18 protein-coding genes are annotated in these 24,040 nt (G+C 47.7%); 8 read left to right on the top strand and 10 right to left on the bottom strand.

Features of this window, described 5'->3' with window-relative positions:
- Positions 1–56: 56 nt before the first annotated feature.
- The 6 genes from SPL68_RS04450 to SPL68_RS04425 form a co-directional block, all read right to left on the bottom strand.
- The gene (locus SPL68_RS04450) at positions 57–2,453 is read right to left on the bottom strand and encodes a beta-N-acetylhexosaminidase (RefSeq protein ID WP_323813867.1); all 2,397 of its coding nucleotides are present in this window, start codon (positions 2,451–2,453) and stop codon (positions 57–59) included.
- A 59-nt stretch (positions 2,454–2,512) separates the two neighbouring features.
- Entirely contained in the window at positions 2,513–2,902 is a 390-nt protein-coding gene (locus SPL68_RS04445; RefSeq protein ID WP_323813866.1) for a RidA family protein, read from the bottom strand.
- 162 nt (positions 2,903–3,064) lie between these two features.
- On the bottom strand, positions 3,065–4,522 hold the full coding sequence (locus tag SPL68_RS04440) for an N-acyl-D-amino-acid deacylase family protein (RefSeq protein ID WP_323813865.1): 1,458 nt from the start codon (positions 4,520–4,522) through the stop codon (positions 3,065–3,067).
- An 89-nt stretch (positions 4,523–4,611) separates the two neighbouring features.
- Positions 4,612–5,484 carry a MurR/RpiR family transcriptional regulator gene (locus SPL68_RS04435; RefSeq protein ID WP_323813864.1) on the bottom strand — a complete coding sequence of 291 codons (873 nt, stop codon included), beginning with the start codon at positions 5,482–5,484 and terminating at the stop codon, positions 4,612–4,614.
- 19 nt (positions 5,485–5,503) lie between these two features.
- The gene (locus SPL68_RS04430; RefSeq protein ID WP_323813863.1) at positions 5,504–6,859 is read right to left on the bottom strand and encodes a GntP family permease; all 1,356 of its coding nucleotides are present in this window, start codon (positions 6,857–6,859) and stop codon (positions 5,504–5,506) included.
- Positions 6,860–6,868: 9 nt separating this feature from the next.
- The gene (locus tag SPL68_RS04425; protein WP_323813862.1) at positions 6,869–8,170 is read right to left on the bottom strand and encodes an amino acid deaminase; all 1,302 of its coding nucleotides are present in this window, start codon (positions 8,168–8,170) and stop codon (positions 6,869–6,871) included.
- 417 nt (positions 8,171–8,587) lie between these two features.
- On the opposite strand from SPL68_RS04425, the gene SPL68_RS04420 reads away from it, so the two are divergent.
- The 4 genes from SPL68_RS04420 (at position 8,588) to SPL68_RS04405 (ending at position 12,838) form a co-directional block, all read left to right on the top strand.
- Positions 8,588–10,039 (top strand): glycoside hydrolase family 19 protein, encoded by a 1,452-nt coding sequence (locus SPL68_RS04420; RefSeq protein WP_323813861.1) that lies wholly within the window; start codon positions 8,588–8,590, stop codon positions 10,037–10,039.
- A 515-nt stretch (positions 10,040–10,554) separates the two neighbouring features.
- Positions 10,555–10,995, top strand: coding sequence for a PA2169 family four-helix-bundle protein (locus tag SPL68_RS04415; RefSeq protein ID WP_323813860.1), 441 nt, complete (start codon positions 10,555–10,557; stop codon positions 10,993–10,995).
- A 258-nt stretch (positions 10,996–11,253) separates the two neighbouring features.
- Positions 11,254–11,865, top strand: a complete 612-nt coding sequence (locus SPL68_RS04410; RefSeq protein WP_323813859.1) for a hypothetical protein — start codon at positions 11,254–11,256, stop codon at positions 11,863–11,865.
- 49 nt (positions 11,866–11,914) lie between these two features.
- On the top strand, positions 11,915–12,838 hold the full coding sequence (locus SPL68_RS04405) for a hypothetical protein (RefSeq protein ID WP_323813858.1): 924 nt from the start codon (positions 11,915–11,917) through the stop codon (positions 12,836–12,838).
- Positions 12,839–12,875: 37 nt separating this feature from the next.
- Here SPL68_RS04405 and SPL68_RS04400 read toward each other — a convergent pair whose 3' ends face one another.
- The gene (locus SPL68_RS04400; RefSeq protein WP_323813857.1) at positions 12,876–14,399 is read right to left on the bottom strand and encodes a S8 family serine peptidase; all 1,524 of its coding nucleotides are present in this window, start codon (positions 14,397–14,399) and stop codon (positions 12,876–12,878) included.
- Between the two features lie 209 nt (positions 14,400–14,608).
- Between SPL68_RS04400 and SPL68_RS04395 the strand changes: the two genes are divergently transcribed.
- Entirely contained in the window at positions 14,609–15,106 is a 498-nt protein-coding gene (locus tag SPL68_RS04395; RefSeq protein WP_323813856.1) for an RNA polymerase sigma factor, read from the top strand.
- A 9-nt stretch (positions 15,107–15,115) separates the two neighbouring features.
- Positions 15,116–15,844 carry a hypothetical protein gene (locus SPL68_RS04390; protein ID WP_323813855.1) on the top strand — a complete coding sequence of 243 codons (729 nt, stop codon included), beginning with the start codon at positions 15,116–15,118 and terminating at the stop codon, positions 15,842–15,844.
- A gap of 89 nt (positions 15,845–15,933) precedes the next feature.
- Here SPL68_RS04390 and SPL68_RS04385 read toward each other — a convergent pair whose 3' ends face one another.
- The 3 genes from SPL68_RS04385 to SPL68_RS04375 all read right to left on the bottom strand — a co-directional run bounded on the left by SPL68_RS04385 (position 15,934) and on the right by SPL68_RS04375 (position 20,161).
- Positions 15,934–16,815, bottom strand: coding sequence for an SMP-30/gluconolactonase/LRE family protein (locus SPL68_RS04385; RefSeq protein ID WP_323813854.1), 882 nt, complete (start codon positions 16,813–16,815; stop codon positions 15,934–15,936).
- A 152-nt stretch (positions 16,816–16,967) separates the two neighbouring features.
- Entirely contained in the window at positions 16,968–18,695 is a 1,728-nt protein-coding gene (locus SPL68_RS04380) for a bifunctional protein-serine/threonine kinase/phosphatase (protein WP_323813853.1), read from the bottom strand.
- Positions 18,695–20,161, bottom strand: a complete 1,467-nt coding sequence (locus SPL68_RS04375) for an MFS transporter (protein ID WP_323813852.1) — start codon at positions 20,159–20,161, stop codon at positions 18,695–18,697. The genes SPL68_RS04380 and SPL68_RS04375 overlap by 1 nt, the downstream gene beginning before the upstream one ends.
- 560 nt (positions 20,162–20,721) lie before the next feature.
- Here SPL68_RS04375 and SPL68_RS04370 point away from each other — a divergent pair.
- Positions 20,722–22,200, top strand: a complete 1,479-nt coding sequence (locus SPL68_RS04370) for an MFS transporter (protein WP_323813851.1) — start codon at positions 20,722–20,724, stop codon at positions 22,198–22,200.
- A gap of 77 nt (positions 22,201–22,277) precedes the next feature.
- Positions 22,278–23,996: a bifunctional protein-serine/threonine kinase/phosphatase gene (locus SPL68_RS04365; protein WP_323813850.1), complete on the top strand. Its 1,719-nt coding sequence runs from the start codon at positions 22,278–22,280 to the stop codon at positions 23,994–23,996.
- The last annotated feature ends 44 nt before the right edge of the window (positions 23,997–24,040 follow it).

Genomic DNA, 24,040 nt, shown 5'->3' with positions numbered 1-24,040 from the left:
CAAAAGGACAACGTTGTCAATCCGGTTTACATTTCTTCATCTGATAAAAATTTTAATCAGTGAGATGTAAACGTATTCAGGATTTTTTCCAACGAAGAGGCGACTGCAACCACCATTTCTTGATCCAACATTTGCGCCTGCTGAATCAATTCTTTTGCTTTTTTATGCTCATCCTGTGCAAGTACAGACACTCTCGACCGACGCTCAAGTAGATCAACACATGCGCGCGCTACCGAGTCCACTTTATTTGCAAGCGATGCCAATTCTGGATGCGCCAATAAAAAACCATCCAAGGCAATCCGATTGGCAGTCCAGCCTTTCATTTCCACTTGAAGAGCAAAATACTCTTCATTTACTTGCGGGTTTTTCAACCATTTTTCCAAGCGCAAATTAAATTGGCGTACATATTCATTTTCAGCAGGTAATGCATCAACCAATCGATTTAGTGGGTCTGCTTTTGAGTAGGTCTCATAGGCTGACTTTTCATGCTGCCGATGGTAGTAATGCGCTGGCTCCAGCATATCCGCAAACATTTTTACTGGTGCCGATTCATTTTTACCGGCAAGTGTTTTCAGTGCGTTTATTTGTTGCTGACGATGCAATAAACCGATCGATTTCTCTGCCCACACCTCAATTACATTTGCACGCGAATACATACTGTTTTCATCCTGCAAATTTCGCGCCGACCATAAACGTTCTGCAACAATAAACGCACGAGGCCACAAACGTAGATCAATACTCTGCTCATCAACTATTTCAGCCCAAAGTGCAGCTTCGCCACCGAGGATTAATCCCTCTTGCTGTGCACTCAAATGCACCACTTGCTCTGTTTTTGTTAGCTGTTTTTGTGCATTTTCTTGTGTTAATTTTTCACCAGTAATTGTGTAAGGCGCATTGCCAACGATGGCCTTTCCTTCAATTTTATCTGCAACAAAATTCACATAAAAATCGACAGAGCCCATCCAGGTATCTATTGAAAATATTGCCGAGTTATCCGCATATTTTTTGATTAAAACTTCGCGCCGCGACTTTCCTTTGAAATCAACAAAAGCCTGTATGACTTTTTTATTATTGTTGATGAAAGTAAATGTACCTGTAACAGGGTTTCCGCGCTTGCGTGGCATTTCAAAACGCCAAGTGTTTATCGCTTCATTTTCATTGATTGGATGAACCACGACCGGTTTGGGCGGAATTGGATCATTACGGTAGTGATACGCAAAACTTTGCGGTTGATCTAAATAATATCCAGTCGACAAAATCGCCTGAAAACCGTGACTCACTGCATCACTTACGCCATCCAGCCCCTGCCATGATTGAATCACAATATCCTTAGGTAAATCTTTGTGTTGGATTTCATCCCAACCAATCATTTTGCGCTTGTGCTGCTGTAATATTTTTTGCAAACGCTGATTGAAATATGCCTGCAACCCGTGATGATCTTTTAAATTATTTTCTTTGATGAAAGTTTGAATAACAGGATTGGTATTCCAGTGCTCAGGATCAACTTCATCGCCGCCGATGTGAATGTACTCGAACGGAAATAATTCGGTTACTTCAGCAAGAATCGCATCGGCAAATTTATATACATCTTCATTTGCGGGATTTAAGGTTGGCTTGTGCACACCCCAGCGATATTCCATTGCATAAGGGCCAGGCGCAGACATTAATTCCGGGTAGGCAACTGCAATTGCACTCGCATGTCCGGGCATATCAATTTCCGGCAATACCTGAATGCCACGCTCAAGTGCGTAAGCAACAACCTCGCGAATTTGTTTGCGTGTGTAATATTCGCCATCAGAAGCTAGCCTATGTAATTTGGGATATGCCTTTGACTCTAAACGCCAGCCCTGGTCATCCGTTAAGTGCCAATGAAAAATATTGTATTTGGCTACCGCCATCGCATCGATTTGACGCTTGATGGTTTCAACCGAGAAAAAATGGCGCGATGTATCCAACAACAATCCGCGCCATTTAAAACGTGGGTAGTCATTAATCGCGACTAAAGGCAGTTTAATTTCTGAACCGATACCGACTAGCTGTAAGAGTGTTTCCATACCACGCTCAACACCTAGCCATTGGGGTGCAATCAATTCGATTTTTTCAGCAGTGATATGCAATTGATAAGACTCATCCCACTCACTGATTTTGTCTGACATTGGCTTGCTGTCGGTAACACGAATGATTAGCTGCGCTTTAGCTTCAGACGATTTTTTAACGCGCAGTGAGCGGCCAGCTTGTTGTTCAACTCTGCGCGCAAACGACTGCACTTGCTTTTTCGTGACAACGTTGTTCTTTGAGTTTGAAAAAAAACTCAATGAGCTGCCAACAACCAATTCACCAGCTTGTTGCTCCACTTGCTGCGGATAAGGCATTAATGGCAACTGTTCCGCTTGAGCGCTAGCCCAAACAGAACACAATACACTGGCAATCAACAGCAAATATTTCGTCATCATTTGTTACTTAATTTTCTGTGGCTTCTTTGCTAGATAATTTTAATTTTTTGTTGGTTCGCTTAAGGTTTTTTATAAGCAACGCAATCAACTTCAACTTTACAGTCCACCACCATGCTGGATACCACACAGGCGCGCGCCGGTGGATTAGCACCGAAGTACTCCATAAATACACGGTTGAATGACATAAAATCGCGCGGGTCATCTAGCCACACACCGCAACGCACTACATCTTCCGGGCCATAACCTGCTTCAGCCAAAATAGCTAACACGTTTTTAATGGCCTGATGCGATTGCGCGACTATGCCGCCATCAATAATTTCGCCATTCACCATAGGAACTTGACCGGACACAAACAACCAGCCATCGGCACCAGCTGCACGCGCAAATGGCAAATGCTGCCCACCAGTACCTTTTCCACCTTCAACGCCAATACGTGTTATCTCTGACATAAAAATCTCTTTTAATTTGTTGTAACCACACTCTTTGAAGTGAGCTTCGATATTTGTTCTGTGACCGTCTGCGACATGGATGTCGCAGTCGAGCCTACAAGGATGTATTTACGGCGAGTCACAGAATGAATATCGAAGAGCACATCGCTCGTACCCGTACCACTAATAAAACCCGATTCGTAAATCGCGCTGTCTTGTTAAAAATTTTCCCGCACGCATTCCGGTTACTACTTTTTGTGTGTAACTCAATACGCCGTTCACCCAAACTGACTCGATGCCTTCGGCCAATTGTTGTGGTTGGGTAAAGGTTGCCGCGTCTTTTACTTTCACCGGATCAAACAAAACCAAATCTGCCGCAGCGCCAACTTTAATGCGCCCGCGATCATCCAAGCCAAAACGATCTGCCGACATAGATGTCATTTTGCGAATCGCTTCCGGCAAACTAAATAATTTCAAGTCGCGACTGTAATGCCCCAGCACTCGGGGAAATGCCCCCCACAAACGCGGATGCGGTAGCGGATCTACAGGCAAACCATCAGAGCCAACCATGGTCAGCGGGTGCGCCAAAATATTTTGCACATCCTGCTCACTCATCCCGTGATACACAGCACCTGCTGGCTGCAATTTTTTTGCAGCATCAAGCAAACTCACATCCCACTCAGCTGCGATTTCCGCCAATTTTTTTCCACCCTGCTCCGGGTGCGGATCACTCCAGGTGATGACAATATCGAAGTCGCTGGTGACCTGTTGTAAATCGAGCGTCGATGAACTGGCACTGTAGGGATAACAATCGCAACCGACAGGATGTGTTTTCGCAGCAGACGCTAATTTACTTAGCACCTCTGAACTGCGCCCCCAGTTTCCGGCACCAGCACACTTTAAATGCGACACAATAATTGGGGCTTTAGCGTGCTCACCTATTTCAAATGCTTCATCCAACGCCGAAAGAATTTCATCAAACTCTGTACGCAAATGCGTGGTGTAAACAGCGCCGCTTTCGTTTAACACTTCCGCTAATTTTTTTACTTCTTCTGTTGTGCTGGCGATAGCAGAACCATAAGCCAAGCCAGAGGACAAGCCCAAAGCACCTTCGTTTAGCGCAGCGCGCAATTGAGTGCGCATTAATTCAATTTCGTTTTCTGTCGCAGTGCGATCCAAGCGATCCATATGATTGTTGCGTAATGCAGTGTGCCCAACCAAGGCTGCAACATTAACCGCCGGCTCTGCCTGATTTACCGCATTTTTATAGCTGGCAAAATCAGCGTAACTAAATTGTTCTGGTGCACCGAGCAAATTCATCGGGTCAGGCAATTCACCCGTTAAGGTCACGGGGCTAGCACTAATTCCGCAATTACCCACAATCACCGTAGTAATTCCCTGCGAAATTTTTGGCAACATTTGTGGAGCATGAATCACTTGTAAATCGTCATGGGTGTGCACATCGATAAATCCGGGTGCCAACACCAAGCCGTTTGCATCGCACAGATGTAACGCATCTGCATCAGATAGCTGACCAATTGCCGCAATGGTGTTACCGCTAATAGCAACATCTGCGTTGTATGCTTGCTCGCCAGTGCCATCGATAATCTGTGCATTGCGAATTATCAAATCAAACTTCACCCACTGGCTCCCTACTACGCAATTACTAAAATGTTATTTATTTAAATCAAAAGCCAATTAATTTCCGAGAGACTTAACTACCAAGAGCATTAGTCCCCAAGAGGCAGGCGATTGTCGCCACCACGATATTCATCCAAAGCAAATTTTACGCGGCGCAACAATTCTTTGCTTTCGTTTTTACGCACCAATGCCAGTTCGGTTGCAAGAATATCGATTGCCAACAACATGCCGTAACGCGATGCCGATGGCTTGTAAATAAAATCGGTTTCTTCAGTCACTACTGGCAGCACAATATTGGCTTTTTCGGCAAGCGGTGAATTATTGGAGGTGAGCACAATAATGCGCGCACCGTATTCACGTGCAATGTCAGCTACTTCCAACAACTCCGGAGTAACACCAGTAACGGACAACAGCACTAATACATCTTTTTCAGTGAGCGTTGCCGCCAACATACGCAGCAATACTGGATCGTGATATGCCGTTACCGCCATACCCAAACGGGCGACACGAAATTGCACTTCATCAGCCAACATGGTGGACCCACCACCCATACCACCGATATAAATCAAACGCGCTGAATTCAATAAGCCTGCCGCTGCACGAAAATCTTCTTCAACAAAACGCGCAAGATTTGCGCGTAAAGTAGATTCAACATCGCTGCAAATTTGCGTGTAAAACGCACTTTCTTCTACCGCAGGCACTTCTGCCAAAAAGCGTGAACCTACCGCATTGGCCTGCGCCAGTTTTAATTTCAAATCGCGAATATCTTCACAGCCAACCGATTTAGCAAAACGCGAAATAGTGGCAATACTCACCGCGGCTTTTACTGCTAGCTGATCGATACTGGCAGCGGCGGCAAAGGCAATGTCTTCCAAAATGGCATCGGCGACTTTTTGTTCGGTCGCGGATAAGCGATCGCGACTGGCACGCATGTGGTACACAATATCGAACAAAGCCGTCATATCTTTTTCCGAAATCGATTTAAATAAATGCTGCTACGAGCGAAACAAACACCAGCGCAACAATTGAAATAATAGTTTCCAAGACCGTCCAGGTTTTTAACGTCTGGGTTACGGTCATATTGAAATATTCTTTGATCAGCCAAAAACCACCGTCATTAACATGCGACAAAATTAATGAACCGGCACCAGTGGCGATAACCAATAATTCCGGGTGCGGATAACCGGCAGCCAAGGCGATAGGCGCAACAATTCCCGCCGCAGTGCTCATAGCCACAGTCGCAGAACCTGTTGCGATACGCATTAACGCGGCAACCAACCAACCCATCATTAATGGCGTTAATGACATGTGCGAAGAGAAATCCACAATTTCTTTGGCGATGCCCGCTTCAACCAAAATACGATTCAAACCACCACCTGCACCAACCAATAAAGTGATACCTGCGGTTGGCGCAAGACAGTCGTGACTGAATTTCAAAATCGAATCGCGATTAAATCCACGCGCAATTCCCAAGGTGTAAAAACTCACCAGCGTGGCAATTAAGAGTGCGACTACCGAGTTGCCGATAAACAATAAAAAATCATTGAATGCTGTGCCCGGTGCAGCAATTACATTTGCCCAACCGCCCAGCAACATTAAAAATACCGGCAACAAAATAGTGGCGAGAGTGATACCAAAACCCGGTAACTGACGTTCGGCATCGGCGTGAATAAATTGCTCTTCCAATGGATTCACTGCTGGCAATTGAATGCGCGGTGCAATCCACTTTGCAAAAATTGGCCCGGCAATAATGGCAGTAGGAATTCCCACCAGCAGTGCATAAAAAATCGTGCGACCGACATTGGCTTGATACTCACCCACCGCGATCATCGCAGCCGGATGCGGCGGCACTAAACCGTGTACTACCGACAAACCCGCCACCATCGGCAAGCCCACCAACAACATCGAAGTGCCAGTCCGACGCGCGACGTTAAACGCAATTGGAATTAATAAAACAAAACCAACTTCGAAAAAAATTGGAAAGCCAACAAGGAATGCGATAAACACCATCGCCCAGTGAACATTTTTTTCACCGAACCAGCGGATCATGGTGCGCGCGATCTGCTCCGCGCCACCTGACTCGGCCATCATTTTTCCGAGCATGGTGCCGAGCGCAACCACCAAGGCGATATGACCGAGGGTTTTGCCGACGCCGGCTTCGTACACAAACACCACATCTTTAGCGGGAATGCCGGCCATCAAACCCAAACCGAGCGACACCAGTGTGAGCGTGATAAACGGGTTGAGGCGATAGCGTGCGATCAACAACACCAAGGCGATGATGCTGATGGCGGCGTAGACGAGTAGCCAATGGCCGGGGCTAAGTAAATGTTCCATTGCCGCCCCTTAGAAGAAAGTTTCCACGGCATCGATCACCGTGTAGTTGTCATCCACCACCAGAAGCTGGCGCCACTTATCGAAGGTCAGGCAAGGGTGGGAAATATCCAGCGCGAGCATATCGCCCACTTGCAGATCAGCATCGGCACTGACTTGCATAAAGGCATGCTGATCCATCATCGCCGTCAGCTTCCAGTCAGCAGATGCCGCAACTGGCGCCTCAGAGCCGGGGCGCCCCTTGTTTTGAGGTCTGAAATGCAATGCAGGAACAGGCAAGCCGGCATCAAAGGCGGCATCGCGTTTGCCCAGACCGAGAATGGCCAGACCTGGCTCGGGAATAGATTGCACATAAGCCCAGAGTTGTAGCGCGGGCAGCAAACTGGTTTGCATCTCACGCGCAACCGGGTTGCTGGCGTGAATGCGCGCCTCTGCGGCCTTGTAGATGCCCACATCATGGGTGAGATAACAGCCGGGGCGCAGAATGATATCGAGCGGGCGATCCAGAGTGACGCCAGTCCACTCCTCGGCCACCAGATCGAACCATGCAGAACCGGCGCCGGTGAGGATGGCGGTATCAGTCGCCAATAGTTTGTGCTCGGCCAGCGCTTGCAGCTCACTCACCGCGCGACGCAGGAAGGCGCGGATTGCAGCATCGTCTTTCAAGACGCCTTCGTAAACTTCGATACCAGCCAAGGCCAGAGATTGCGGGTAGCGCGCAATAGTATCCAACACCGCGGTGCGGGTTTGTTCATCGCGTACACCGGTACGGCCGCCCATCACACCCAACTCCAGCAGCAGATTCAAACGCTGGCCGGTATGTGCAAAGAATTGCCCCAGCTGCTCCACATTGGCAGCGGAATCCACAATGACAAAAAAGTCGAACTCGGGGTTTTGCAGCAAGCGGGAGATGATTCCCATATTGGCGCGGCCAACCAACTGGTTAGCCATAATCACGCGGCGCACACCAAAATGATAAGCCGCCTGCACCTGAGGAGCGGTTGCCAGAGTGATACCCCAAGCGCCATGTGCCAACTGCTGATGAAAGAGTGCCGGGCTCATGGTGGTTTTACCATGAGGTGCGAGTTTCAGCCCATAGGTGCTGATAAAGGACCTCATCCAATTGAGGTTGTGCTCAACACGACTATTACTGAGTACCGCCACCGGCAAGCTCACATCCTCCTGCAAGAGGTTCCAGCCCAATTGGCTGGTAGCGGCAGTTGTCGGCTGGGAACTCAGATCGCCCAAGCCTTTACCGGCAGGGCTTAGTAATCTTTCAGCTAGCACTTTTTGTAAATTATTTTCTTTATACATGCCTTTTTCTCATCGAAAGCAGAAAAAATGATCATTTTTACTAGCGTAACACCAAAAAAATGAACTTTAAAGAAAATAATTTACAAAATTAGAGGATATTAACGCCAGATTGTGACAATTTTTCGCGCCCTAAAACGGGTATAAATGCGCCAGAAGAGTGCAGCATCATCTACCTACTGACACACAATCACCAAGCTGCCGATACCTTAAGCGAGTTGAACAAAAGTCAAACCTACCGATTGCCGCACTTGCGCCACCATGGAGCAAAGTCGAACGCACCTCCCCTAAAGTGCAAGCAAAGTGGCAGTTAATGCCAAACCCAAACTGGGACTGGCCATTGAGCACTGGTTATTTAATGATCGGCAGTGCGAGCAAAAAACCTGCTCTGCTATCAATAAATAATCGAGGACAATAACAATGCTTAGTCTACAAAAAGGTCTACGCAGCCATCGGCAATCTGGTCTGCTTCGCTGTTCGTTAATTGCTGCAGCTGGCTGTTTACTCTTCGCCGCTTTTGCCGCGCCCACTCAGGCGGTGGTTTATCAAGCCGAGAACTACACCAATTATTTTGATACCACGGCTGGTAACAGCGGCGGCGCCTTCCGCAATGACGGCGTCGATATAGAAGCCACCACCGATTCCGGCGGTGGCTACAACATCGGCTGGATCGAACCGAATGAGTGGCTGGTTTATGGCGGCCTGTCGATCCCCAGTTCCGGCAGCTACACCATTCGCTTGCGCGTCGCGAGCCCATCGGGTGGAACTGCATCGGTCGATCTCAACGGCGGCAGCATCCTGCTGGGCGATCTTGCAATCCCCGCAACGGGCGGCTGGCAGAGTTGGACGACGGTCACCCGCACCGTCAACATCAATGCCGGCACCTATAACCTCGGCGTCTTCGCCAAAACCGCCGGCTGGAATCTCAACTGGATTGAAGTCGTCGCCAATGGCGGCAGCGGCAATACCACGGGATTACTCACGGTGTATGAGCACTGCAACTATGGTGGCTGGTTTAGAGGTTTTGGCACTGGCTCATTTGATGGCAACGTGATGACTTCAATGGGCGCGGCCAGCAACACCATCTCCTCGGTGAAAGTTGCGGCCGGCTATGAAGCGGTGCTGTTTGATAATTGGGATTACAGCGGCGCCTCGGTTGTCGTCTCCGGTGATAACACTTGCCTGAGCAACTTCAATGACCGCACCTCATCCATCATCGTGCGCCCGGCGACTACTGGCGGCACCGGCTTTGCTGCGATAGTTAACGAAACCCAGTTCAACCAAATGTTCCCCGGCCGCAATAGCTTCTATACCTATGCCGGTTTGGTTGCGGCGGCGCAAACTTACCCCGCATTTGCGGGAACGGGTGATCTAGCCGCTAAAAAACGCGAAGCCGCAGCAGCGCTAGCCAACTTCTCCCATGAAACCGGTGGATTGATCTATGTGACGGAAATCGCCCAAGGCGAATACTGTGGCGACTGGGATAACAACCCCAACACCTGCCCCTGCGCGCCCGGCAAACGCTACTACGGCCGCGGCCCAATCCAACTTAGCTGGAACGGCAACTACTGCGCAGCGGGTGCAGCTTTAGGCCTGGATTTGCGCGCCAACCCGGATCTTGTCGCACAAAACCCGACAGTCGCATGGCAAACCGCACTCTGGTTCTGGATGACACAAGCAGGCGCGGGTTATCGCCCCGCGCACGATTCTATGGTGGGCGGCTACGGCTTTGGCGAAACCATCCGTACCATTAATGGTTCACTCGAATGTAATGGCGGCAATCCGGCGCAGGTGCAAAGCCGTATCAATGAATATCAGCGCTTCCTGAATATTTTGGGGGTAAGTGCGGGAGCGGGTAATTTGGGCTGTTAACACCATGGCATCACTAGGGAACCCCTGAAAAATTAACTTGTTTGCTCTGGTGTCGTTAAATTTGTTCCGCGCGGCGTCCGTTCAAAATGCTCATTTATTTCAATAAACTCCGCTTTTTCAAACAAATTTGCCTAACCAGAGCTGCACCGTAAACATTTTTCAGAGGCTCCCTAGATTAAAAATGAATGGATTTCTAAACAATCTGTTATGACAATCCGTTATCCCGCACTGGTAATCAGTGCGGGATTTTTTATGCCGCAAGATAATTTCCGCATCCAATAAGAAAATTTTTTTGTAAAAACTACTTTTAAATCCCGCCATTGAATTGAATTAATTTTATTTAGAAAAATTAATTCAATAATTTAATTTTTAATTAAATACCAATAAGTTAGTGAACAAATATCAGTTCAAAAACAAGAAAAATCTGCTGCTGGCATAGTTTCTGCAAAACTCTTACTGAGCTTTATGTTTTTCACAAAACATAACCCATTCATTATTTTTTATGGAGAATGATTATGGCTAATCAAGAAATTTCCGCCGTACGCGATCTTATTCGAGTATTGAACGATGGCGTTGAATTTTATACAGACGCCAAGATGGAATTGCGCGGTTCAGGCTACGAAAATATTTTTCAGGAGATGATTGATGCACGCCAAGCCGCGCTGGTGCGTTTGCAACCACTCGTATACCAACGTGAAGGTGAAGTAGAAACAGGACAAACTCTGAGTGGTTCTGTACGCAAAACCTACACTGACTTGCTGGCAAAAATGAAAAGCAACAAGTCGTCAACCTACATTGCACAGCTGGAAGAACTGGAAGACAGAACGCTGGAGCATATTCGCGACGCCATCAGCGAAGTCAAATCGGAAGACCTCAGTGTTGCCTTGAATCACATCTATTCATCGCTACAACACTGCCACAACCGCATGCGCACCTTAAAGCGCAATGCAGCGTAGTTTCGGTGGTTTGGTTTAACTAAAACTCCGAGTTTTAGTAGGTACAAGTTTTAAATATGTACAAGGTTTAGATATGTACAAGGATTAGATAGGCACATTGAAAGCCGCCCTGAAGGGATTCATGGGCGGTTTTTCTTTTTCTAAAAAATATTTTCATCCTGCGGGAATAAAACCAAATCCTCATGCGTTAACAAGATGAGAGTTGCAGATACACCTCAGCAACTGACCATACATAAACCGATCATGAGGATCATTGCCATGAAAAACATCATTCAATTAATCGCCATTTCGTCTTTAATGTCCAGCGCTGTTATCGCCACACCATCCTTGGCAAACGACTTGAGTGTCGCCGTCAATACCAACGCAAATGCAGCTGCGCAAACATCAATTTCTATGAATACAGCATCAGCAAGCGAAGCAGAAAGCAACCTGAATTCAGTAGCTGCTACTACCGCAGGTTTTGCGGTGCAAACCAATGCGAATGCACAACAAGGAGTAGCAGCAACAACCGATGCGGTGAATACCACTGTTGGCCAAAAATTAAACTCTACTCTGGCATTGGCAGCTGACAGCAGCTTACAAAATTCGGTGCAGCAATCTGTCGCCAGCACAGTAAACGCAGCGATCAATAACGGCCTCGATTCATCTATTGCCGCAACACTGAACAGTACAGTCGATGGAGCAGTGAATGGTGCGGTAGATGAAGCTATAGAAGGTACAGTAGCTAGCACGGTACAAAGCACTCTGGATGCAGCGGTAAACAATGGCGTTCAGACTAGCATTGCGAATAATATTGCCAGCACAATTGAATCGACGGTGGATAGCAATATCACCTCGGCCTTGAATGACAGCCTTGATCTTGGCCTGTAAGGATTCACGGCGCTTCGGCGCCGATTTTTTATTTTTGTGGAGAGCGATTATGCCAACCAAAAATCTTTATAAAAAAATGCTGCCCACAGCGCTATTTATTGGCCTTTCAAATATTGCCGCTAATGCGATGGCAGCGGCACCCGAGTTCAAGTTTGAGCTGGAAACCGGTACTGAATATGATTCGAACCTAGCGGTGATCGAACTCGATCAATATTCTGCCGCAAGCGATTGGGCGCTAGTCGCCAATGCCCGCACCACTGTTCAATGGAAACCAGATGACAAAACCAATCTGAAAGCGGGCGCAAGCTACAACAGCAAAACCTGGCAAGAACTCAGCAGCTATGACTTGGCAATTCCGCAATTTTTTGTCGAGGCCAATCGCGCATTTTCCTGGGCGACACTCGGGGCTAGCTATCACTATGCCGATGCAAAATTGGATGGCACCGATTTTTTAACCTTAAAACAAAGCAGCCTGTACGTATCGCGCTTATTTAATAAACGTGTTTATTTACGTGGCGCGGTTAATTATCAGGAAAAAGACTTTCCCACCAGCGCCGAACGCAACGCGCATAACCTGATGCTGGCGGGCGATATGTTTATTTTTTTCAACAACGCCAAAACTTTTTTCGCACTGGGTTTTAATATTGATGATGAGCAAGCCAGAGCTGATTATTTTGGTTACGACGGATTCAGCATCAGAACCAGTATTAATCAACGTTTTTCACTCTGGAGCAAAAGCAACAAAATACAATTGGGAGCAACCTATGAGGATCGCGACTACGCCGCGGTCAATCCGGAGCTGGATGCCGTGCGCCGCGATACACGCAATATCGTTAACCTTGAGTGGCAAATTGAAACAACCGACTGGCTGACGCTGTCCAGCAGTGTGGAGCGAGGAAATTATCAATCCAATTATGATGCTGCTGACTACACCGAAACCCGCGCATCACTCACATTAAAAGCCAGCTTTTAAACTGGCTTTTAATATTTTGCTTTTATGCATTAATTTTTTATTTGGATTGCACTTGTAAAAGCCCATAACCAAAAACGGTGTCCCGCCCTTGTTTACCCAAATCCACACTGCGCTCGATTAATTTTTGAAACACCCTTTGGTGTAATGCGTATTTTTGCACATCGCTTTTTTGAAAAATCTGCTGCGCAAGCTCACAGGCAAACAATGCTGAAACCACAGGTGCTGCCATAGAAGTGCCGCTTTGCTTTGCTAAATTACCATTTGCAGCTGCACTCAACACATCAACACCCAGCGCTGCAAAATCGATGTAGGCGCCTTGGTTTGCCCAGCGATACACGCGCTGTTGATCATCCACCGCCGTTACGGCAATCACTTTCTCATAAGCAGCTGGATACACAGGCGATGCAGCTGGCCCTTCATTGCCCGCTGCGGCAATAATTGCAGTACCGGAATCTATTAATTTATTCATCACGCTCGCTAAAATTTTGTTATCCGGCCCAGACAAACTCATATTAACTATCGCTACTTTTTCCGCCGCCATCCAATTAAGTGCACGCACTAAATTCATCATAGTTGCGCCCTGCGACTGGGTTGTGCGCGAGTAAAATACCGATGCAGCATACAGAGTTGCCGAAGGCAGTAATGGCGTTAGCTGATCATTTTTTCCCACCAATAATCCAGCAACAGCAGTCCCGTGGTTAGTCGGAGCATCGATTTCGTATTCAATAAAGTTTTTGGTTTTGATGTTGCTCTGCCAAAATACCGGGTGATTGGTATTAATGCCGGTATCGATCATGCCGATCTTCAGCTCGGTATCGCAGGCATAAGATAAGGGTATTTGTGTATGCGGCACGGGTTTTTCCGCTGCGCGAGTTTGGGGAATATAAATGTGATTGCGATCCAGTTGATCGTGCAAATGCGCAGGCAGCCGCTTTTTTAACTCATCAATAGAATCCATTTTTGCCGGCACGCGAAAGCGAACTAAACGCATGCCAAGATCAGTGAAGTTTTGCTGCTCGATAATTTCGGCGTTTAACGCGGTGAAATTTACATCGCTTTGCTCATCAAGCATCAGCAACCACTCATGCTCTACCGCATACCAATCCTGTTCAACTTTCACTTCAACAAAAACGGTTTTTCCGGTGCGATCCAGAATCGGCAACACATCACTCAGGGAATCCGGTAGCAATGCAAGCGCATCGGCAATCGATTTGGTTAATGCCTCATCCACTTTTGTGTTTGGCAACAGATCCTGATTGCGCAGCTGAGTCTCTAACTGATCATCAACTGAATCCAAACTTTGCAATGCAGACTCCACCCCATCCAACTCAGTCTCCAAACTATCGGCAACTGCATCCATTTCGCGGGTTGCGCCCTCAAGCTGATCAACCACTGCATCAACTTCCTGATTAACGCTTTCTTCAACCACATCAATCACATCGTCCAGCTCGCTGGTAATGCTGTCCAATTGCTGATCCAGCACTATTTGATCCGGCAACTGCGCATAGGCAGCCGGGCACAGACAAAGCAACAAAAATAGCCTGATGTAAATCGATCGCATAAAACACCCTACAACAAATTAGCTGATAGCATACCGACAATAGCCGGATAAGATTAAATACAAAAACATCTTTTTATTTATAGAATAACGTTTGAACCGCTCAAAAATTCCCTAAAAATTTTTTACCCTGCAGGGAATAAAATCTCAGCTGATCCGTTAACCAGATAAGAACCTGATCATCTACCCCTTGTGGAACCGCTATCACACTTATGAAACAGGAATTAACCCAACTGGCGCCCATGCTGCGCCGCTTTGCTTACTCGCTCACCGGTTCAGCCGCCGACGCCGACGATTTGCTGCAAAACACACTGGAGCGCTTGCTCAGCCGCGACATACCCGAAGATATAGATTTAACCAAATGGGCATTTCGGGTCTGCCGCAACTTGTGGATTGACGAATATCGCGCGCGCAAAGTGCGCCAACGCAATGTGTATTCGCTCGATGATACTGAAGAGCCTGCGGTAGATGGCGAACAGGCGATACACGACCAGATTGCACTCGCGCAGGTGGATGCCGCCATGAACCAATTGCCCGACGAACAGCGCTCGATTATGGCGCTCATCGCCGTGCAGGGAATGTCGTACAAGGAAGTCGCGCAGACATTGGGCATACCGGCAGGCACAGTGATGAGCCGCTTGGCGCGTGCGCGTGTCGCCTTGGCCAATTTTTTACAAGCAGGCACTAATGCCGCACACAAGGGTGCCTAGGAGCTATTTATGAGAATCTCTGATGAACAATTATCCGCATTTCTGGATGCAGAATTGCCCGAGCATGAAATGGAAAAAATTCGCCAACACATTAGCGAAGATGAAAGTCTCGCCAACCGCTTGGCTGAATTAGCCTTGGTGGATACCCAAGTGGCAAACCATTATGCGCAAATCGACCAGCGCCCCATGCCCGCAGCTATCACACAATTATTAAATGAAGAAAAAACGACTGCCGACAAACCAGAAAATGTGATTGCGTTTCCCTTGTGGAAAAGACTGCAAAACCAACTGCGAGAACATGCCGCTATAGCTGCGTCTGTTGCATTGGTGATTGGTTTTGGCGCTGCGCAATTGCTACCCAGTCAAAACACTCACAATAACTGGAACGCGATTGCACAAGTGCTCGATCAAACGCCCAGCGGCAGCGAGCAACAACTGGACGATGGCAGCCAGATAAAACCACGCTTGAGTTTTATTAATCAGGAGGGAAATATCTGCCGCCAGTTTCAAGTTATTGAAAATAAGCGCAGCGCAGAAAACATTGCCTGCAATGTGGATAATCAGTGGCAATTAGCTATGAGTGTTTACACACAAGAAACTATTCAGGTGAATGAATACCAAACAGCAAGCGGTGGCTCGGTGTTAGATGCTGCGCTGGATGAAATGATGCAAAGCAATGCGTTTGATGCAGAACAGGAAGCCGCGGCGATTAAAAATAGCTGGAAGAGTCAGAAGTAAAAAACCCAAGCGAAAAGCCAAGAAAAAACAAAAAGAAAAATAGCCCGTATTCAGGGCTATTTTTATTATTCAAGTAATAATTTTTAAACTTACTGCAACAGTGCCCACTCGCGCCCTGCACGTTCAGTGCGGAAGGTTTCTATCGCGCCGCGATCTTGCAGAGTTACGTAAACGGTTTTTCCATCCTCACCGCCAAAAGCGACATTAGTTGGCTTTTGGCCGGTTAATTTTATGCGCTCGATCAGTGTGCCATGTTGCGACACCACAACAACTTCACCGGCAGCGTAGCGCGCGATATACAAATTGCCGTCGACATCAGAGCGCATGCCATCCATACCGTGATCGGGAAATTGAATCAGCAAACGCTTGTTTTTTACCGCACCGGTTTTTGCATCTATATCGTATTTCCATACGTTGCGCTGCACGCTTTCATTGACGTACAAATGCTTTTCATCCGCACTTACTTCAACGCCATTGGTGGTGCCCATATTGGCTTCCAATAAAGTCACGGTGCCATTGGTGCCGATCATCCATAAATTGCCGGTGTTATCTGCCCACTTGGGATCGCTCGCGTAAATCACGCCGGATTTTGCGATGGCAATATCATTGGGCTGATTCATTTTATCGCTGTGTGCATGTACCGAAATCGCTTTGGTTTTCGGATCGATTTTCAATACATTGTGGCCGGTGTAATCCGCCACATACATAAATCCTTTGCGATCAAAACGAATACCGTTGCCGGTGCTACCTTCCGGTAACTGCACAAACAATTGTGCATTGTCTTTTTTATCGACTATACCAATGGTGCCGTCTTTACCAAAACTTACCGCATATAAGTTGCCCTTTGCATCTACAGCAGGCCCTTCAATACCCTGAGTGAATACATTATCGGCAACGTAATCTGTTGTTTGTGCATAGCTGTAACTGCTCAGGGCGCCAAGCAAGGCCAGCAATAATTTTTGTTGATTCATAACAACCTCGTGTGCAACTTATTGAAATTCATCGCATGAGCGCGCGTTTGGCACCATGTAAGCAATTGAGGTGTATTAGTGGTGGAATGTTTGCAGTCTGCCGCTGGCAGCCGCAACTCTTATGAATGATGGGGATACTACACCAAGGATCATTAAAAATACAAAGCAGCACATAGAGCAATAAACAACACCGCCGAAAGGCCCTGCCAAAAACGCAGTGGGTTTTTCTCCATTAATAGGCTGCGATACTGCTGTTTGTATTTTGGATTGGGATGTTTTAGCTCGTACAAAAATTCCGATATATCGCCGTGGCGCCGCTCGGGATCATACCTTAGCCCTTTGCGCAGTGCGCCGTCCATCCAGAAAGGCACTAGCGGATTCAAATCATAACTTGCGGTGTAGCGCGTATTTAAATAAGCCGACTCGGTTCGACACTGGGCTAACTTGCCATCAAACGGCATATTGCCGGTAAGCATTTCAAACACAATAACCGCGAGCGAAAACTGGTCAGACTTTTCATCACCCGCGCCTTGCAAAATCGCCTCCGGTGCTGAGTATTCGGCTGTGCCTAAAATTTTATCGCGCGCGATGGGCGACATAATTTCTGCCACACCTTTTACCAGGCAAGAACCAAAATCGATTAGTTTAATTTCACCATGACGATCAATCATGATGTTGGCGGGGCGCAAATCCTGATGCAGGGTTTCGCGGCGGTGAAACGCGCGCAAGCCTTTGCAAATTTGCTCGACTATATAAATAACATCCTGCACCGGCGGCGCTGGATGCTGTTTGATCCACTGTGCCAAGGTCTGGCCATTTACATATTCCATTAAATAATACAGGCAGCTTTTACTTTTATTGGGCGCGATGACTTTAACCACATGGGAATTGTTAATTCGGCTGCCGACCCAGCTCTCTAAAATAAAACGTTCAATGTAGGCCGGATCATCCGCATAATTCATTGACGGAGTTTTCATACACAGTGATTTGCCTCTGCTGGTATCGGTAACCAAATACACCTGACTGCGGCTACTCGCATGCAATTCTTTTTCGATGCGATAACCATCCAAAATCATGCCCGGCTGCAAGTGCGGCGGAAATGGCAAGGCGCTGAGTTTTTGGCAGGCATCATCAATGCTCTGCGCGGGCAGAGTTTCAATGCGCAAAATTTGGCAGCTGATATTGTCATCACTTTGGTTAGCCTGCGCGAGAGCAACCAACTGCTTGCTGAGCGTTTCAAAATCATCGCCCGCTAATTGCAGATAGGATTCCAATTGTGCGTCGCTGATAAAATCGTGCAGGCCATCGGTGCTCAAGAAAAAAATATCTTTTTCTTCAAGTTCAACTGCGCGGTAATCTACATCAAGCGAAATATCCAAACCCATCGCGCGCACCAAATACGACTGCTCGGCGCTGATCACGGTGCGGTGATCGCGCGTTAATTGTTCAAGCTTTCCTGCACGCAAACGATAGATGCGGCTATCACCCACATGAAATAAATGCGCAGTGTGGGATTTAAAAATAATGCAGCTGAGCGTACTGACAAAACCTTTTTGCGCATCACGCAAGTGTTGTCCGCGCGAATAGAGCCAGCGATTTAATGCGATCAAGACCTGACTGGTGGATTTTTTTACAGTCCAGGTGTCGGGCGTAGAAAAATAATCGCTGAGAAAATTGCGTACGCAGGTTTCGCTCGCTTCTTTCCCCGCTTCTGCTGCACTTACACCATCAGCGATAATCGCGGCGGCGCCTTTGGTATCCAGCAACATGCCTTCGGGAATGCGGATGCCGAGCGCATCTTCATTTTGCGCTTTTACACCTGCCGTCGAATGTTGCCCGACAGTAAAACTGAGGCTGCTCTGCAAGTGCCACTCGTTCATTAGTGCAACTCTACCAATTGCACACTGCCATCGGGCAAGACTTCAAACATGCTGTTTTTAGGCTCATCCAAAAACATTGCCGCTACAGCTGCTACCGCGATACTCGCGGCGATAACGAGAAAAAATACCGGCGTGCTAACAAACGAAAATACCGTGAGAAAAACCACCGCACCTATATTGCCGTAAGCGCCCACTATGCCTGCGATTTGTCCGGTCAGGCTGCGGCGAATTAAAGGTACAACGGCAAAGACACAGCCCGCTGCTGAACCTAAAAAGAAAGAGCAGCCCATCATCGCCAATACCGCCAACGCAATTGGCCACTCAGCGGTGATGGAGGACAACATCAAAAAGCCCATGGCTGCGCCGGCAAGTAATACCACCAAGGATTTTTTGCGCCCGAATTTATCGCTGATGCTGCCACCAGCGGGGCAAGAGGCAACATCCACCGCAGCAAAACAAGCGCCCAACACACCCGCCAAGGCCACAGGCAACGCAAAGGTATTGTGAAAAAACATTGGCAACATCGACACTACCGCCAATTCCGCACCAAAGGTGACGGCGTAGGCGATACTTAAAATCGCCACTTGTTTGAATTTATATTGTTGTAATTTATCAACCGGGCGCGAAAAAATAGTCGCATTGACCTGATAAATTTTTCTGCATTGAAATGCGAATAACGCAAATAACAACGCGAGCACCCCATAAAAAGCAAGCGTGGAGATCAACTCCAATTCACGCACCTTCCATGCAAGCAATGCCAGCGCGCCATACATGGGGATGTTAACGAGCAGATAGAGAATAAAATCTTTTTTGCTGGTGACTTCCAAACCGCCCGATTTATTTGGTTTGAAATAGGTTGAACCGGCAGGTGTATCCGTCACCGAAAAGTAATAGACAAATGCGTAACCAAATGCGATCAATCCAGTCAGGGCGACCGCGTAACGCCAGCCATCATCGCCGCCCACCCAGAGTGCAATCATCGGCAAACTAACCGCAGCAGCAGCCGAGCCGATATTGCCCATGCCTTTATAGATGCCTTCGGCCAAACCCATCTGGCGCGCGGGGAACCACTCGCTGATCATACGAATGCCAATCACAAAACCGGCACCGACAAAGCCTAATAAAAAGCGTGCAAGGGCGAGCATTTCAAAACTGTCGGCCAAGGCAAAAAACCAACATAGCAGCGCACTGAGGATTAACAAAACGCTGTAGATAATGCGCGGGCCAAATGAATCCACCAGCATGCCCACCAGAATGCGTGCGGGGATTGTGAGCGCGACATTCAAGATCAGCAGCGCTTTTAGCTGCTGATCAGTCAAGCCAAAACTGGCTTGAATCGATAGCAATAATGGAGCGTGGTTAAACCACACCAGAAAGCTGATGAAAAATGCCAGCCATGTCAGATGCAGAATCCGGGTTTTGCCGGTAAACGACAGCAGATTCAATTTTGCACTATTTTTACTCACTCGTTTTGCCTCAACGCCAATTTATAAAGCGCGAAGAGCAATATTTACGCCACCCTGTACAAACCCAATGAATTCATGAGGTAAAACTTTGCACCAGAGTTTTGCACAAGCCAAAAAACACCATAAACGCACAATATAAATGCACATTGCACCAACCAAATACATACATTTGGTGCAAATACACAAAGCAAAAACGCACAAAATAAGATCAATAAAAAGACAGCCACTAACAAAATCAGCCGAATTTGGCATGAAAGCTCGCTGATTTTTTATTAGCCCGCTCCATTTTTTAGCATCATCCACTTGGTGATAAGAATTTTTTATCGCGCGACTCACCAAAATCGCTCATCTGCAACAAAAGCTAAAAAAATGCACCACCAAAAAACAAATCATTGTTTTTCAGTACTCAATTAGCGCACAAAGATCGCACCAAAAACCATCAAAGCCAGTCTGCAGCGTTAAATCGCGCGCTTTTAGCAGGCAAAACGACCTTGGCATAGCCGTTGCAAAATCAGTTTTGAAATTACCGTGTTGAATTCCATCATTTTCGGACACTCGCCATGAGCACACTTCGCTTAAACCTGTTGGACTTTTCCAATAAATCTGTCGCGACCCTGCACTTCACCTGGTTCGCGTTTTTTCTCACCTTTGTTATGTGGTTCAGTTTGCCCTCGCTAAAACCACTGATTACCGCCTCTATAGCAATGACCCCGCAACAATGGGCTGCGCTGTTAACGCTCAACGTGGCGCTCACTATTCCCGCACGTATTGTGGTTGGCAGTTTGGTGGATAAATTTGGCCCGCGTGCGATTTACTCTGCGCTGTTAATCGTCTCAGGCGCGATTCTGATTGCCTTCGCCTCCGCGCAAACTTACGAACAACTCGCACTTTTCCGCTTTTTATTAGGCTTTGTCGGTGCCGGTTTTGTGATTGGCATTCGCTTGGTAAGTGAATGGTTTCCAGCGCGTCAGGTTGGCTTGGCAGAAGGTATCTACGGTGGCTGGGGTAACTTTGGTGCAGCAGCGGCTGGTTTTACCCTGCCCTTTTTAGCAATTCACGTTTTTGGTGGTGACGACGGCTGGCGCTATGCGATGAGCACCGCAGCGATTATCGCGATGGTATACGGCGTTGCCTTTTATCTCACTGTGCGCAACACACCTAAAGGCTCGACTTATTTCAAACCGAAAAAATCGGGCGGTTTGGAAGTCAGCAATAGAAAAGATTTTATCTTTTACGTGATGATGAACGTGCCTATGTATTTAATCCTTGCGGTACTCGCTTGGAAAATGTCACCTACTAATTTAGGTCTGTTGAGTGCGGGCATGACCTATGTGATGTACGTAATTTTGTTGGCGCTCTTTGCATTTCAATTTATGCAAATTTATCGCGTGAACAAAGAGATGCTGCAAAAAGGCAGTGTTGCCGAGCACGATAAATACGAGTTCAAACAAGTAGCGATTTTGAGCTGGGCCTACCTTGCGACCTTTGGTTCGGAAATCGCAGTGGTATCGGTACTGCCTGCATTTTTTATGACAACCTTTGCCGGATTAAGCGTAACCCAAGCGGCAATGCTGGGCGGTTCCTTTGCGTTTATGAACTTGGTGGCGCGCCCCGGCGGCGGTTGGGTGAGCGATAAATTTGGTCGCCGCTTCAGCATGAGCATTATCCTCGCAGGCGTATCTATGGGCTACATAATGCTGTCGCAAATCAATGCCAGCTGGCCGTTGTATTTAGCATTTGCCGCCGTATTTATCTGCTCCTTGTTTGTACAAGCGGGCTGCGGTGCAGTGTTTGCGGTAGTGCCTTTAATCAAACGCCGCATGACTGGTCAAATCGCCGGCCTTGCGGGTGCTTATGGCAATGTAGGCGCACTCTTCTTTTTAACCATGAATACCTTTATCGATATTCAAACCTTCTTTTATATGCTCGCGATTACCGCTGCAATCGGCTTGGTGTTTGTGCAATTTTTGAAAGAACCCAAAGGCCATGTGGTTGAAGTGAATGAAGATGGTTCGCTGCACAAAATTGAAGTAAGTTAATTATTTAACTCCTGCGCGACAACACAATTGCCGACCGCTATGCTGTCGGCAATTGTTTTTTTATTGAATGAAAAACTATGGATCACCTGCAATCAACACTGCAAATTAGCTTCGCGCAAAAAAGTGAAGCCGGGCGCAAACCGGAAAATCAGGACACGGTAGGCGCACGCATTCCCGAAGGCAATTTGCTCACCGCAAAAGGCATCGCCATTGCCATTGCCGATGGCGTAAGCAGCAGCAAGGCCGCGCGCGATGCGAGCCAGACGGCTATTGCCGGTTTTCTCAACGATTATTTCGCTACACCCGATACCTGGCGCACCCAGCAATCGGCCATGCGCGTGATCCAAAGTTTAAATTCCAGCTTGTGGGGGCGCAGCCAAAATTCCATTTATGGCGAAGGTTATCTCACTACTTTTTCGGCGCTGATTTTAAAAGGTAATAGCGGATTTATTTTTCACGTAGGCGATACTCGCGTCTATCGCCTGCGCAATAACTATCTCGAATTACTCACCCGCGACCACACCCAGCGCATCGACAAACACACCACCCATTTAAGCCGTGCTATGGGCGCCGACCCTTATCTGGAAGTGGATATGCACAGTTTGGAATTGGAGCGCGGCGATATTTTTATTTTGACCAGCGATGGTATTCACGAACATATTCCCGCCGCCGATTTCAAACAACTTGTGCTTCAACAACAGCAGGATTTGGAGGCACTGGTGAATCAAGCGTTGCCGCTCGCGCTACAGCATAATAGTGAAGACAACCTGAGCATTCAGGCGCTGCGAATTGAACAGCTTGGCACCGCCGCGCAGGATGATGCTGTGCAAGTATTGTCGCGCCTGCCATTTCCGCCGGTGCTATCGCCGGAGCAAATGCTGGATGGTTTGCGCATTAAAAAAATCATGCACGAATCCAATCGCAGCCAAGTTTATTTAGTTGAAGATGAAAATAATCATCTGCTGGTAATGAAAACGCCGTCGGAATTATTTCAGGATGACAAAGCCTATATCGAACGTTTTGTGATGGAAGCCTGGATAGGTGCGCGCATTCACAGCCCCGCTGTTGTGCGTGTGGTACCCACGCCCGAAGCGCGCTCTTGCCTCTATTATTTAACGGAATATGTGCCCGGCCCAACGCTGACGCAATTGTTAAAAGAGCGCGGTCTTTTATCGATTCTGGATGCAGTGGAATTAATTGAAGGATTGATTCGCGGCATACGTGCATTTCATCGCAAGGAAACTCTGCATCAGGATTTAAAACCCGACAACATAGTCATCAGCAGCAAAGGGCCAGTGATTGTCGATTTCGGCTCCTGCTGGGTTGCAGGTGTGCAGGAAGTGGGGGCGCCTTTTGCGCGCGACCGGGTACTCGGCACACTCGATTACTCCGCGCCGGAGTATCGCTATCAAGGCAGCGTTAGCGAAGCCTCAGATCAATTTTCCCTCGCCGTTTTGCTCTACGAAATGCTCACCGGAAAATTGCCCTACGGCAGCCACTACAGCAAGGCGATGGAGCTAAAAAGTTTTCAGCAACTGAAGTACATTCCCGCCATGAAGCACAATCCGCTGGTGCCCTACTGGCTCGATAAGGCACTGGAAAAAGCGCTCAGCATAAACCCCGCCAGCCGCTACGAGGCGCTCTCGGAATGGTTGCAGGATCTAAAACGCCCCAACCCCGCATGGCTCAGCCCGCGCGCGCAGCCACTGCTGGAACGCCACCCGGATAAAATCTGGAAACTGCTGGCAGTGAGCGGTTGGATCGCCGCCGCGTTTGCGTTTTTCTTTCGCTCGTAAACAGTCGCTTACACGTTTGTGATTCCGCGAGCTTGTGAATCTGC

The sequence above is a fragment of the Cellvibrio chitinivorans genome (assembly GCF_035117775.1).
Classification (GTDB): Bacteria; Pseudomonadota; Gammaproteobacteria; order Pseudomonadales; family Cellvibrionaceae; genus Cellvibrio; species Cellvibrio chitinivorans.
This window is presented reverse-complemented; position numbering and strand designations above follow the sequence as displayed.